The organism is Gilliamella sp. LMG 34362 (genome assembly GCF_984569125.1).
The window spans coordinates 2,477,187-2,491,136 of sequence record NZ_OZ474902.1; the positions used below are offsets into that span (position 1 = coordinate 2,477,187).

Sequence of the window (13,950 nt, forward strand, 5' to 3'; positions counted from 1 at the left end):
GTTGACTTTTTATTCTAAAACTAAAAAAATTATAGCTAATAAATTTATACTTTTTTTGTATTTTTACTAGATTTTGTGCTAGCTTTTTTGCTTTTCACTTTTTCTGTTATAGGCTCAATACCAAATGGATTATTTTGTAAGGCGATAGTTAATACTTCATCAATCCATTTTACTGGTTTAATCTCAATTTCAGATTTCACATTATCTGGGATATCTTCAAGATCTTTAACATTATCAATAGGAATCAATGCTGTTTTAATACCACCTCTATGAGCGGCTAATAACTTTTCTTTTAATCCACCAATTGGTAATACTTCACCTCGTAAAGTTATTTCACCGGTCATCGCGACATCAGAACGAACTGGATTACCGGTTAAAGTTGATACCAACGAGGTACACATCGCAATACCTGCACTTGGACCATCTTTAGGCGTAGCTCCATCAGGAACATGCACATGTATATCACGTTTTTCATAAAAATCGTTATTGATACCAAGTTTTTCTGCTCGCGAACGAACAACAGTCAGTGCAGTTTGAATCGATTCTTGCATTACATCACCAAGAGAGCCGGTATAAGTTAATTTCCCCTTACCAACAACACTTACCGATTCTATTGTCAATAAATCGCCGCCGACTTCCGTCCATGCTAAACCAGTAACTTGACCAATTCGATTTTCACTTTCTGATTTGCCATAATCAAAACGTTGTACACCCAAAAAGTCTTTTAGATTGTCTTGATTAATATTCACTTTACGTAATTTACTATTTAAAGCTAATTGTTTAACCACTTTACGACAGATTTTAGCTATTTCTCTTTCTAAACTTCGCACGCCAGCTTCACGAGTATAATAGCGAATGATACCGATAATAGCGGAGTCATCAATATCAATTTCTTTGGCTTTTAAACCGCTGTTAGCAATCTGTTTAGATATTAAATGTTGCTTAGCTATATTTAATTTTTCATCTTCCGTATAACCAGACAGTCGGATGACTTCCATTCTATCAAGTAATGGGGCTGGGATATTCATGGAATTAGCCGTTGCCACAAACATTACGTCAGATAAATCATAGTCTACTTCTAAATAATGATCATTAAATGCATTATTTTGTTCTGGATCAAGTACTTCAAGCAATGCAGAAGCTGGATCACCTCGCATATCAGAAGCCATTTTGTCAATTTCATCTAACAAAAATAGGGGATTTTTAACCCCAACTTTAACCATCCGTTGGATTAATTTACCCGGCATGGATCCGATATAAGTTCTTCTATGACCACGAATTTCTGCTTCATCACGAACACCGCCTAATGCCATACGCACATATTGTCGTCCAGTTGCTTTCGCAATAGATTGGCCTAATGACGTTTTACCGACACCCGGAGGACCTACTAAGCATAAAATTGGACCTTTTACTTTATTAACACGCCCTTGTACGGCTAAATATTCCAATATTCGATCTTTTACACGCTCAAGCCCATAATGATCTTTATCTAATACCTTTTGTGCTGCTTGGATATCTTTTTTTACTTTACTACGTTTATGCCAAGGCAACTGTAGCATCCAATCGATATAACCTCTTACAACAGTCGCTTCAGCTGACATGGCAGGCATCATTTTAAGTTTATTCAGTTCGGATAGCGTTTTTTCCTTGGCCTCTTGAGGCATTTTTGCCTTAGAAATTTTTAAGTTTAACTCTTCAAATTCATCAGGTTTATTATCAATATCACCTAACTCTTTATGGATTGCTTTAATTTGCTCATTCAGATAATACTCTTTTTGAGCCTTTTCCATTTGTTGCTTGACTCGTTGACGAATATTTTTTTCTACTTGTAACAAATCGATTTCAGCTTCCATTAATGAAATAAGTAATTCAAAACGTTTTTCTAAATCCGCCGTAACCAAAATATCTTGTTTTTGTTCAACTTTTATAAACAAGGTTGCGGCAATGGAATCAGCAAGTTGTGATGGTTCTTTTATAAGATGAATAGAATCAACAACTTCTTGTGTCACTTTTTTATTAAGTTTGGCATAATCATCAAAGTTTGACAGTAGTACCCTTGTCATTGCTTGATTGATCTTATCTGTTTTCTTCGACTCTTTTAAGGGTTTGATATTGGCTATTAAAAAATCATCTTCTTTTCGTTCAACAATATCAACAATTTTAGCTCGGGTAACCCCTTCAACCAGTACTTTCACTGTACCATCTGGTAATTGAAGTAACTGTAAGACATTAGCTACGGTACCTACTTCATATAAATCTTCAACATTTGGTTCATCTTGGGAAGGATGCTTTTGCGTAACAAGGAAAACTTGCTTATCCATTTCCATTGCACTTTCTAAGCAACGAATTGATTTATTTCGACCAACAAAGAGAGGAATCACCATATGAGGAAATACAACAACATCACGTAATGGTAAAATAGGCATAATCATTTGTTTAGTTTGTTTTGTCTTCATTTTATTCTCTCGGTAGTACAAACTTATCTGTCTTATATTGGGGCCATTTAAAGATATTCAAGCTTTTCCTTTGACGTTTTAAATACGTAAGCACTATCAAAGCACCTACGTATTTTAGGCTGCTGAACATTAACTGTAACTTATCTGCTTAAAAAATTTATTAGTTTACCTATTAAGCAGACAATTCTGCATTTTCACTATAAATTAATTTAGGTGATTGCAACTGATCAACCGTTTCTTTATCAACAAGTACTTTTTTTACATTATCCATTGATGGTAAATCATACATTGTATCTAACAATATATTTTCCACAATTGAACGTAATCCTCTAGCACCTGTTTTACGTTTCATAGCTTTAATGGCAATTGCCTCTAAAGCCTCTTTCGTGAATTCTAGTTCTACACCATCTAATTCCAATAATGCATTAAACTGTTTAGTTAAGGCATTTTTAGGCTCTGTCAATATATTAATTAAAGCATCTTTATCTAGTTCCGATAAAGTGCCAATAACAGGTAGTCTACCAATAAATTCTGGAATTAAACCGAATTTGACCAAATCTTCTGCCTCAATCTGAGCTAGTAATTCAGACTCTGTTGCTTTATTTTTGCTACTTTTTACATCTGCGCCAAAACCAATACCAGTATTAGTAGAAACTCGATTTTCAATAACTTTATCTAAGCCACTAAACGCACCACCACAAATAAAAAGAATCTTCGAGGTATCAACTTGTAAAAATTCTTGTTGCGGATGCTTACGCCCACCTTTAGGAGGAACCGATGCCACTGTACCTTCAATTATTTTTAATAATGCTTGTTGTACCCCTTCACCTGATACATCTCGTGTGATAGATGGATTATCTGATTTTCTTGAGATTTTATCTATTTCATCAACATAGATAATTCCTCGTTGGGCCTTTTCTACATCATAATCACAACTTTGCAATAATTTTTGAATAATATTTTCAACATCTTCGCCAACATAACCTGCTTCGGTTAAAGTTGTTGCGTCCGCCATAGCAAAAGGAACATCTAAAAAGCGCGCTAATGTTTCAGCTAATAGTGTTTTACCACTACCAGTTGGACCGATTAATAAAATATTACTTTTACCTAACTCTACATCACTACGAATAGAATAACTACGCAAGCGTTTATAATGATTATAAACAGCCACAGATAATACTTTCTTTGCTCGTTCTTGACCAATGACATATTCATTAAGATGATCACGTATTTCATGAGGAGTTGGCAATGGTTTACTTATGAATTCTTCATGAGATAGAAAATTTTTACTCTCTTCTTTTAAAATATCATTACACAAACCAATACATTCATTACAAATATAAATAGATGATGGCCCAGCAATTAGTTTACGGACTTCATGCTCACTTTTTCCACAAAAAGTACAATAGAGTAATTTTTCTGAGTTTTCTTTATCCACTTTTACCACCTATTTAATATTTAAGAACGCTTATTGTATATGGCATCAACTAATCCATATTCAACCGCTCTTTCAGCTGACATGAAATTATCTCGATCTGTATCTTTTTCAATCACACTTATATCCTGCCCTGTATGCATTGACAAGATATTATTTAATCGACTTTTAACTTGCAAAATTTCTTGAGCATGAATTTGAATATCGGATGCTTGACCTTGAAAACCACCCAAAGGTTGATGAATCATAACACGAGCATTCGGTAGACAGTAACGTTTACCTTTCGTTCCAGCTGTCAAAAGTAGAGAGCCCATTGAGCATGCTTGTCCTAAACAGATAGTACTAACATCTGGTTTAATAAACTGCATCGTGTCATATATAGCCATACCAGCAGTTACAACTCCACCAGGAGAGTTAATATATAAATGAATATCTTTTTCAGGATTTTCTGCTTCAAGAAAAAGCATTTGAGCTATTATTAGATTCGCCATATTATCTTCGACTTGTCCAGTCAAAAATATAATTCTTTCTTTTAATAGTCGTGAGTAAATGTCATAAGCCCTTTCTCCTCGAGAGCTTTGCTCAACAACCATTGGAATCACACTCATGCATGGTTCTAAAGGCATTTTCATCTCCTAATTAAACAAAATAGCCCAAACAGTTAATCCTTATTTGGGCTTTATAAAAAATTTTTTAATTAAATAAAATAACAAATTGCTTATGCAACTTGCTGATTCATTAATTCAGAAAACGAATAGGTTTTCTCTGTTACTTTAGCACTAGATAATAATAAATCAACTACTTGATCTTCTAACGCAACAGAACGAATATTATCCATTGCTTTCTTATCTTTACGGTAATAATCTACTACTTCTTTTGGATCTTCATAAGCTGTTGCAATTTCATCAATCAATGATTGAACTTTAGTATCATCAGCTTGTAATTTATTGCTTTCAATAATTTCACTAAATAGCAATCCAACTAATACTCTACGTTTAGCTTCTGCTTCAAATAACTCTTTAGGAAGATCCATTGCTTGTTTAGCATTACCACCAAAACGAGTAACCGCTTGTTGACGTAACACATCAACTTCACGATCAACTAAAGCGGCAGGAACTTCAGTATCGTTATTTTTAACTAAACCATCAATAGCTTGTGATTTAATTTTATTACGAATTGTAGCATTAAGTTCACGTAACATATTTTTGCGTACTTCTGCACGTAAACTTTCAACTGTTCCATCAGCAATACCAAATCTTTTAACTACATCTTCAGTAAGTTCTGGAAGTTCAAGCTCTTCAACTTTCTTAAGTGTAGCAGCAAATACCGCAGGCTTACCTTTTAAGTTTTCAGCATGATAATCTTCTGGGAAAGTTACATTGATATCAAATTGATCACCAGCTTTATGACCAATAATTGCATCTTCAAAACCAGGAATCATACGACCTTGTCCTAAAACAAGAGCAAAATCATCAGCTTTACCACCTTCAAATTCATTACCGTCAACTTTACCTAAAAAGTCGAGAGTAACACGGTTTTGTTCTTTAGCTTCTTGTTCAACAACTTTCCAAGAACCTTGTTGTTTACGCAAAGTTTCAATCATTGTGTCAACATCTGCATCCACAACTTCGGCAACTGGTTTTTCAACTTCGATTTTATCTAAATCTTTAATTTTGATTTCTGGATAAACTTCAAACTCAACGGTAAAAGTATAATCTTCACCATCTTTATATTCTGTTGGAGTATATACTGGTGCACCAGCTGGGTTTAATTTTTCTTGAATGATAGCATCGATAAAATTACGTTGCATTAAATCGCTTAAAGCATCTTGTAAAATAGAAGCACCATAGCGTTGCTCAACAATTTTTAAAGGAACCTTGCCTTTACGAAAACCATCGATACGAACTTTCTTAGCAGTATTTAAAAGTTCTTTATTAACCGCTTTAGTGATATCTTCTGATTTAATAGTAATTGATAAACGACGACCTAAACCTTGTGTTGTTTCTACCGAAACTTGCATCTTTATACCTCGAAATTATTAAATATAGTCGCTCATAATCATATTATAAACAATAATTGAGCTAATTAATTTTACAAAATAGGAAAGCATTATACCGACCGTAATCGACTACGTCGAGATATTTAACTGCTTCTTCTCAAGTGCTTTCAAACGTTTATTCATTTCATCAATATGTAATACTAATGAAGCTGTTTTACGCCATACTTTATTTTGTTGTAATGGGATTCCCGATGAATATACACCAGGTTCGGTAATTGGACGCATTACCATTCCCATTCCTGTTACTGTAACTTGATCGCAAATTTCCATATGTCCATTAATGACGCTTGCACCACCAATTAAACAATGACGACCAATAGTTAAACTTCCAGCCATGATTACACCCCCAGCAACAGCGGTATGATCACCGATAATATCGTTATGAGCTATTTGACATTGATTATCAATGATGACACCATTGCCTATAACAGTATCATCTAGAGCACCACGATCTATAGTAGTTGATGCGCCAATTTCAACATTATTACCTATTACAACTCGGCCTAGTTGAGGAATTTTTATCCATTTACCTTTATCATTAGCATAACCAAACCCATCAGCACCAATTACAGTTCCTGATTGGATTAAGCAATTTTCACCAACAACACAATTATGATATATAGATATATTAGACCATAGTTTTGTACCCGCTCCGATAATTGTATCCTTGCCAATAAAGCAACCGGCACCAATAATACAATTATCACCAAGAACAACACCACTTTCGATAACGGCATTGGCACCGATAGCAATATTATTACCTAGTTTCACAGTGGGATCGATAACTGCTGAATCAGCAATATCTTTAGCTGGCAAAGGAGTGGTATCCAAAATTTGGGCTAATTTTGCATAACATAAATAAGGATCTTTTACGATTAAAGCTGCCCCACTCCAATATTTAAGACTATCTTCAGTCATGACAACAGCAGATGCATCACAGCTAGATAAATTATTTTGAAATTTCTTATCGGACAAAAAAGTTATTTGACCTTGTGTGGCGCTTTTCATTGATGCCACGCCAGTGATGATTAATTCACCATCACCATATAAAGTAGCACCCAACTGTTCAGCTAATTGCTCTAAACGAAAAGCAAACATTAATTTTTAACCTTTTCCAAAACTTTATTTGTAATATCAACTGCATCTGAAGCCGATAAAGTTGCTTCTGCTTTTAATATTAAATCATATTTTTCTTCTTCAACTATTTTTTTAACAGCTTCTTGAATTTTAGTTAATAATTTACTGGCTTCTTCTGTTTCTCGTTTACGATAATCATTTGAAAAAGCTTTTGCTTTATTTTCAAAATCAGAAATAGTTTTATTCAATTTTGTTTTTTCAGAAGACGATAAAGTTAAACCATCTTTCTTTAAACGCGCTGCCGCTTCATTAGCTTTCTTCTCTTCTTGTTGTAATGTTTTCGCTCTCGCTTCGAATTCTTTATCTAAAGCTTTTCCAACCGTTTCTCGTTGTGGCATTTGTTGTAACACGGACATAACATCAATAACACCAATTTTAATTTCAGCATTTGCTACACCAGTAAAAAGCAATGCAACACTAAGACCAAGAACAGATATAATTTTTTTCACTTTATTCACCTATATATTTTAGTTATTCACAACTTGGTATTACCATGTTGAACCTATATTAAATTGAAATTGTTGTGCTGAATCACCATTATATTTCTTAAGTGGTTGTGCGTAAGAAAATACCAATGGACCTAATGGAGACATCCATTGAACAGCAAGACCCGCTGACATTCTAATATCCGATGGGGAACTATAATCAGGAATATTTTTTCCTTTTAGATCCCATTCGGTATCCCAAACAGTACCGGCATCAAAAAATACTGATGTTCTAATACTATCGGCATATTTTTCACTGGCAAATGGAGTAGGGACAACCAATTCTGTGCTGGCAAATGCTAGAGCATTCCCCCCGATAGCATCTTTAGATTTTTCACATCCCGATGTATCATTTAGAGTTCGACAACCATCTTTATTAAAATATACCGCTTTAGGCCCAACAGTATTCGACTTAAAACCACGTAAAACGGTTGAACCACCTGCATAGAAGTTTTCATAAAATGGTAATTCTTTACCACCAAATCCACCACCATAGCCTAATCGACCACGAGCTAAGAACACCCAATTATGATCTCCATCAATTGGATAGTAATAAGATGCATCAGTAACCATTTTATAGTATCGGTTATCAAAGACTGGTGCTGTTGCTTTTAAATTTGCTGTCACTTTTAAACCATCAGTTGGAAAATATCCGCGGTCTAATGAATTATATGTCCAATAAGCATTTAACAATAAATCGTTGGTATCATATGAAAAAGATTTATCTTTATTTTTCATATTTTCACCCATTGATTCAAAATAGCGCCACATATTATACTGCGCCTGCATATCAGTTAATTGATGGTTAGCAAATTCTGCGCCAAAACGAAGAAAATTATTTTCACTTATTGGGAAACCTAAATTAGCTGTAGCGCCCCAGGTTTTACTTGAATATTCTGACTCATCATCATCGCTATCAGTTTTATAAGTATTGTAATAAACACTACCGCCTAAACTGACACCATCAACTGTAAAATATGGGTCAACAATCGATATTGATGCTGTTTTATCATTGCTAGTAGTATTAATATCAAAAGAAACACTATTACCAGTACCTAACCAGTTATCTTGAGAAATACCAGCATTAAAACTAACACCACTATCAGAGCCAACACCAACACCAAATTTAATACTACCTGTATTTCGTTCGGAAACTTTATAGATGATATCAACCTGATCATCTACTCCAGGAACACGTTCAGTATTCGCTTCTACCGAATCAAAAAATCCAAGTCGATTTAAACGATCTTTTCCAAGTTCGACCAAACCATTACTTAACCATGAACCTTCCATTTGACGAAGCTCACGACGAACAACACTTTCACTAGTAATTGTATTTCCGACAATCTTAATATTACGGACATAGAAACGTTGACCAACATCAACTAATACTATCAATTTAACAGTATGTGATGCATCATCCATTTCGGGTTGAATAGATACTTGTGGGTAAGCATAACCAAAATTAGCTAATAAACGTTTTACATTATCCTCGATATCAGTAATTTTTCTACCACTATAAAGGTCTCCAACAGTTAGTTTTTCTTTAGCTATTCTAGCTATTGCTTCTCTATGACCAGCAAAGTTACCTTTGAAATCCAAGCCAGACAATTTATATTGCTCACCTTCATGGATATTAATAGTTACATAGATACCTTTTTTATCTGGAGTTAAACTAACTTGTGTTGATTCAACATTAAAACGAGCATAACCTCGATTTAGATAAAAGCTTTGTAATTCATCTAAGTCAGCTGCTAATTTTTGTTTTTGATATTTACGGTCTCCTAACATATTCCACCACGGAACCTCGTCACGTAATGTAAAACGAGAAATCAGTTCTTCTGATGAAAAAGCTTTTGCACCTACGATATTGATTTGATCAATTAACGCAGATTTGCCTTCAGCAATAACTAATTTTAGATCAACACGATTACGAGACAATGGTGTAACTTCAGCTTTAATTTGAGCATTATATTTGCCCACACTGTAATAGAAGTCCTCTAAACCTTTTTCAACACCTGAGAGCATGGTGCGATCTAATGCATCACCTTCTCGAATACCTGTACTATCTAAATTCTTTTTCAACATATCATCTTTAACAGATTTATTACCGGAAAAAGTAATGCTGGCAATAGTAGGACGTTCTTGCACATGTACAATCAGCCTATCGCCATCTCTTGATACGGTGATATCATCGAAATTACCACTTGAGTAAAGAGATTTAATAATACGGCCTAAGTCAGCTTCATTTACATAATCACCAACTTGGATAGGCATTTCAAGCATGGCAGCACCAACAGTTACTCGCTGTAGGCCTTCAAACTTGATATCTTTAACTACAAAATCATCAACACAAAATGCATTGGAACTATATACTGCTGTAGTACTAAACAGCAAAGATGCTATAAGTAAGTTATTTATTTTCATCGTATATATTTATAACCTCATCCCATTACAATCGTAAAATATCATTAAATAGTGCAATTCCCATTATTACCATTAATAAAACAAATCCGATACGAAAAAAACGCTCTTGTGCTTTATTTGATAAGGCATTTCCTTTTATTCTTTCAAATAATAAAAAAAGCAACTGCCCGCCATCTAACATTGGTAATGGAACAAGATTGATTACACCTAAACTTATACTAATAAAAGCTAGAAAATATAAATAAGGAGTAAAACCATAACTTGCTGTTTGCCCTGCGCTTTTTGCTATAGTTATTGGTCCTGATAAGTGTTTAAGGCCAATAACACCTGTTACTAATTGATAAAGAGATCGAACAGTTAACTTAGTTGTTAATATAGTTTGTTCCATCGCCTTGCCAAATCCATTTAAAAAACTATACTGCCTAATTACTGAATCAGATGTCGGGTAAAATCCAGCAACACCCTCTCCATTTTTATTTATTTTGGGTGTTAAAGTTAGATTGATATCTTTACCATTACGATCCACTTTCAATACCATGATTTCAGCTTTTTTTATTGTATTAGTAAAATCAATCCAATTTGTATATAACTGATTATTATAACTGATAATTTTATCTCCAACTTGCAAACCCGCTTGCTCTGCAGCTGAATCAGTCACAATTTTACTTACAATTGGATAAATTTCCAACTGTTTAGGTATAAAACCAAAAGCTCTTATAGCAGAATCTTTCTCTATATCAAAATACCAATGACTAATATTAACATTTTTAGTCACTTCTTCTGGTGTTTTATCGCCATTTGAACTATCTATATAGGTAACATTAATATTCTGATTTCCTAAAGCTGTAATCAATGCAATATTTACATCATTCCAACTATCAATTTTTGCATTATCTATCATCTTTAACTCTGAATCAGCTGGAATATTTAAGGTTGCAGCCGGGGTTAAAGGTATAACATTTTTTACTTTAACGGGGTACTCTACGACTCCCATCAAAAAAATAATCCAATAGATAAACACTGCTAAAACAAAATTGGCAAATGGGCCAGCGAAAATAATTGCTGCTCTTTGCCACAATTTCTTTTTGTCATAAGCGAATTTTTCAAAATTAGGCGCTAGTTCACTAGCTCGACTATCAAGCATTCTAACATAGCCACCTAGTGGAATCATAGCAATAACTAATTCAGTTCCACTTGAAAACTTACGCGCCCATAGTTTTTTACCAAAACCAATCGAAAAACATTCTACCTGGACCTTACATAACCTAGCCACATAAAAATGCCCAAACTCATGTACAGTGACTAATATACTGATAGTAATAATAAATAACAACAGTGACCAGAGCAAAATCAATAACCTTTTAAAGTAAATATAAAGATAGTGCCGCAAACATCGGAACTGCCGCAGTTAAACTATCAATCCGATCTAAAATGCCACCGTGTCCAGGTATTAAATTACCACTATCTTTAATACCAGCTTCTCTTTTGAACATACTTTCAGTCAAATCGCCCAATACTGAAACCAAAATAGCCAATAAAGAGCTCAATATAAAGGCAGTGAAACTCAATTGAAAATAGCCAGTTAAATAAACAAATATACTAATTAAAATAGCAGAGCCAACCCCACCTAAAAAGCCTTCTATCGTTTTACCAGGTGATACTTTTGCTGCTAATTTTCGTTTACCTAACGTTCTACCAACAAAATATGCACCAGTATCGGTGGCCCATACTACCACAAATACATATAGCAACCAAACAGCACCGGTATAAGTATTTAATGTATAATTAATTGATCGCAGTTCAATCATACTGATAAAGAAAGGAACCAGTGTAAAAAATGCAAATAATAACTTAATAACTAAAGAGTTAGACCAGTATTTTGCTGATTTTGGATAACCAATTACCAGCAATAACGCAACTAACCACCAAATAATCGATAAACAAATTATATAATTGAATAATATATATTTTATTAATTCTGTATTTGGAATTAAGTAAACTAAACTTAATAACATTACAACAAAAAATGTAAAAACAATTTTATTTAATGGTTTAGTGATAGCGAGAAAATTAGTCCATTCCCATGCAGCCATTCCACAAACAGCGATCATTAGATAAGAAAATATTGATAATGGTGCAAAAAACAAAGCAATAATTACCAGTGGAATAAGTATTAGTGCAGTTAAAATACGGTGAATTAACATTAAAGTTCCTCATTTTGAACACCGCCGAAACGTCGTTCTCTAGTATTAAATACATTTATCGCTTCATCAAAGGATATTGAATTAAAGTCAGGCCATAGTGTGTCGGTAAAATAGAGTTCAGCATAGGCACTTTGCCATAATAAAAAGTTACTCATTCGATATTCACCACCAGTACGTATAACTAATTCAACTTCAGGCAAATCACTCATACTAATAGTTGATGCAAAACTATCCTCATTAATATCTTCAATTTTCATTTTTCCTTGCAAAACCTCAGTTGCCATTTTTTGTGCTGATTGTACAATATCCCAGCGACCACCATAATTAGCCGCAATATTGAGAACCAGACCCGTATTATTTTGTGTTAAACATTGAGCATCAATAATCAGTTTTTGAAGATGTTCATTAAACTTTGAGATATCACCAATAATATTTAAACGGACGTTATGTTTATTTAAACTTTTAATTTCTCGATTTAATGCATAAATAAAAAGTGATATTAATGCTGAAACTTCATTAGATGGCCGCTTCCAATTTTCACTACTAAAAGCATATAAAGTCAGTACTTTGATATTTAGTTTTGCAGCATGAGTAACAATTTTACGAACCGCTTTTAAACCAGCTCGATGGCCAATCGCCCTTAATTGATTACGTTGTTGAGCCCAACGACCATTACCATCCATTATAATAGCGACATGATTCGGAATATATCTTTGTTGTGTCATTTAATATCTCGTAATATCTCAATCATTTTAATTACAATTTCGATAATCAACGGGTACCATAAACCACAATTGTTTTGCCATGTGCTGAAATCAAATGTTGGTCTTCAAGCATTTTTAAAATTCTGCCTACTGTTTCACGTGAACAACCAACTATTTGACCAATTTCCTGACGGGTAATTTTAATCTGCATACCATCCGGATGAGTCATTGCATCTGGTTGTTTAGTTAAGTTCAATAAGGTTTGTGCAATTCGTCCAGCAACATCTAAAAAAGCTAAGTTGCTCACTTTTTCTGATGTAACTTGTAATCGACTTGCCATTTGGCTAGCGAGTCGCATTAAAATATCGGGATTAACTTGTACAAGCTGTTTAAATTTTTTATAGGAGATTTCAGCTACTTCACAACTTGTTTTCGCTTTAACCCAAGCACTACGCTCCGTGCCCTCTTCGAAAAGACCTAATTCACCTAGAAATTGATTTTGATTTAAATAAGACAAAATCATTTCATTACCTTCATCATCTTTAATTAATACAGCAACAGATCCTTTCAAAATGTAATAGAGGGTTTCGGCTCTTTCTCCTTGATGAATAAGGGTACTTTTAGCTGGATATTTATGAATATGGCAATGAGATAAAAACCATTCTAATGTTGTATCTGATTGCTGTTTACCAATCATTATTCCGTCCTCTCCATTCAATTACTACAATTACACTATAACAAAGTTACACAATAAATCATATACTCAATAAAACGATTTTAATCATTATTTTATAATTTTGATATCGATTGTTTCATGTAATTCAGACCAAAAAATTGCCGCAGTTCCATTAATTAAATGAAGTTTAACCTCGTTAACTTTATCTACAAGTGTTTTTTCTTGCAAGCCATAATCAGTACCTTCTCGAAGTACATAAGATTCAATAAGATTATTTAATGTTTGAGGTTCAAGTTGTTGCCAAGGAATAATCATGAGTGTAGTTATCAATTTGACTATATTAATTATTGTAGCAATTTAATGCTGA

The 13,950-nt window shown here is 33.7% G+C and carries 12 protein-coding genes; all 12 read right to left on the bottom strand.

Going from position 1 to position 13,950, the window contains the following annotated elements; translation table 11 throughout:
- Window positions 1–44: 44 nt before the first annotated feature.
- Window positions 45–2,456 (bottom strand): endopeptidase La, encoded by a 2,412-nt coding sequence (gene lon / locus AC5LWZ_RS11300; protein ID WP_493463724.1) that lies wholly within the window; start codon window positions 2,454–2,456, stop codon window positions 45–47.
- A 172-nt stretch (window positions 2,457–2,628) separates the two neighbouring features.
- Window positions 2,629–3,894: an ATP-dependent protease ATP-binding subunit ClpX gene (gene clpX, locus AC5LWZ_RS11305; RefSeq protein ID WP_198200941.1), complete on the bottom strand. Its 1,266-nt coding sequence runs from the start codon at window positions 3,892–3,894 to the stop codon at window positions 2,629–2,631.
- Between the two features lie 20 nt (window positions 3,895–3,914).
- On the bottom strand, window positions 3,915–4,517 hold the full coding sequence (gene clpP, locus AC5LWZ_RS11310; protein ID WP_294882269.1) for an ATP-dependent Clp endopeptidase proteolytic subunit ClpP: 603 nt from the start codon (window positions 4,515–4,517) through the stop codon (window positions 3,915–3,917).
- 92 nt (window positions 4,518–4,609) lie between these two features.
- Window positions 4,610–5,911 (bottom strand): trigger factor, encoded by a 1,302-nt coding sequence (tig, locus tag AC5LWZ_RS11315; protein ID WP_493463725.1) that lies wholly within the window; start codon window positions 5,909–5,911, stop codon window positions 4,610–4,612.
- A gap of 108 nt (window positions 5,912–6,019) precedes the next feature.
- The gene (gene lpxD / locus AC5LWZ_RS11320) at window positions 6,020–7,048 is read right to left on the bottom strand and encodes a UDP-3-O-(3-hydroxymyristoyl)glucosamine N-acyltransferase (RefSeq protein WP_493463726.1); all 1,029 of its coding nucleotides are present in this window, start codon (window positions 7,046–7,048) and stop codon (window positions 6,020–6,022) included.
- A complete protein-coding gene (locus AC5LWZ_RS11325; RefSeq protein ID WP_198200950.1) occupies window positions 7,048–7,536 on the bottom strand; it encodes an OmpH/Skp family outer membrane protein in 489 nt (162 codons plus the stop codon). The genes lpxD and AC5LWZ_RS11325 overlap by 1 nt, the downstream gene beginning before the upstream one ends.
- 39 nt (window positions 7,537–7,575) lie before the next feature.
- The gene (gene bamA, locus AC5LWZ_RS11330; protein ID WP_493463727.1) at window positions 7,576–9,999 is read right to left on the bottom strand and encodes an outer membrane protein assembly factor BamA; all 2,424 of its coding nucleotides are present in this window, start codon (window positions 9,997–9,999) and stop codon (window positions 7,576–7,578) included.
- Between the two features lie 25 nt (window positions 10,000–10,024).
- Complete coding sequence (gene rseP / locus AC5LWZ_RS11335; RefSeq protein ID WP_493463728.1) at window positions 10,025–11,347, bottom strand: RIP metalloprotease RseP; 1,323 nt, start codon at window positions 11,345–11,347, stop codon at window positions 10,025–10,027.
- 13 nt (window positions 11,348–11,360) lie between these two features.
- Window positions 11,361–12,203 carry a phosphatidate cytidylyltransferase gene (locus tag AC5LWZ_RS11340; protein ID WP_493463729.1) on the bottom strand — a complete coding sequence of 281 codons (843 nt, stop codon included), beginning with the start codon at window positions 12,201–12,203 and terminating at the stop codon, window positions 11,361–11,363.
- The gene (gene uppS, locus AC5LWZ_RS11345; RefSeq protein WP_110447123.1) at window positions 12,203–12,928 is read right to left on the bottom strand and encodes an undecaprenyl pyrophosphate synthase; all 726 of its coding nucleotides are present in this window, start codon (window positions 12,926–12,928) and stop codon (window positions 12,203–12,205) included. The genes AC5LWZ_RS11340 and uppS overlap by 1 nt, the downstream gene beginning before the upstream one ends.
- Before the next feature lie 46 nt (window positions 12,929–12,974).
- On the bottom strand, window positions 12,975–13,607 hold the full coding sequence (gene crp, locus AC5LWZ_RS11350) for a cAMP-activated global transcriptional regulator CRP (protein ID WP_110448015.1): 633 nt from the start codon (window positions 13,605–13,607) through the stop codon (window positions 12,975–12,977).
- An 84-nt stretch (window positions 13,608–13,691) separates the two neighbouring features.
- Window positions 13,692–13,898 (bottom strand): YheU family protein, encoded by a 207-nt coding sequence (locus AC5LWZ_RS11355; RefSeq protein ID WP_110447122.1) that lies wholly within the window; start codon window positions 13,896–13,898, stop codon window positions 13,692–13,694.
- Window positions 13,899–13,950: the final 52 nt, after the last annotated feature.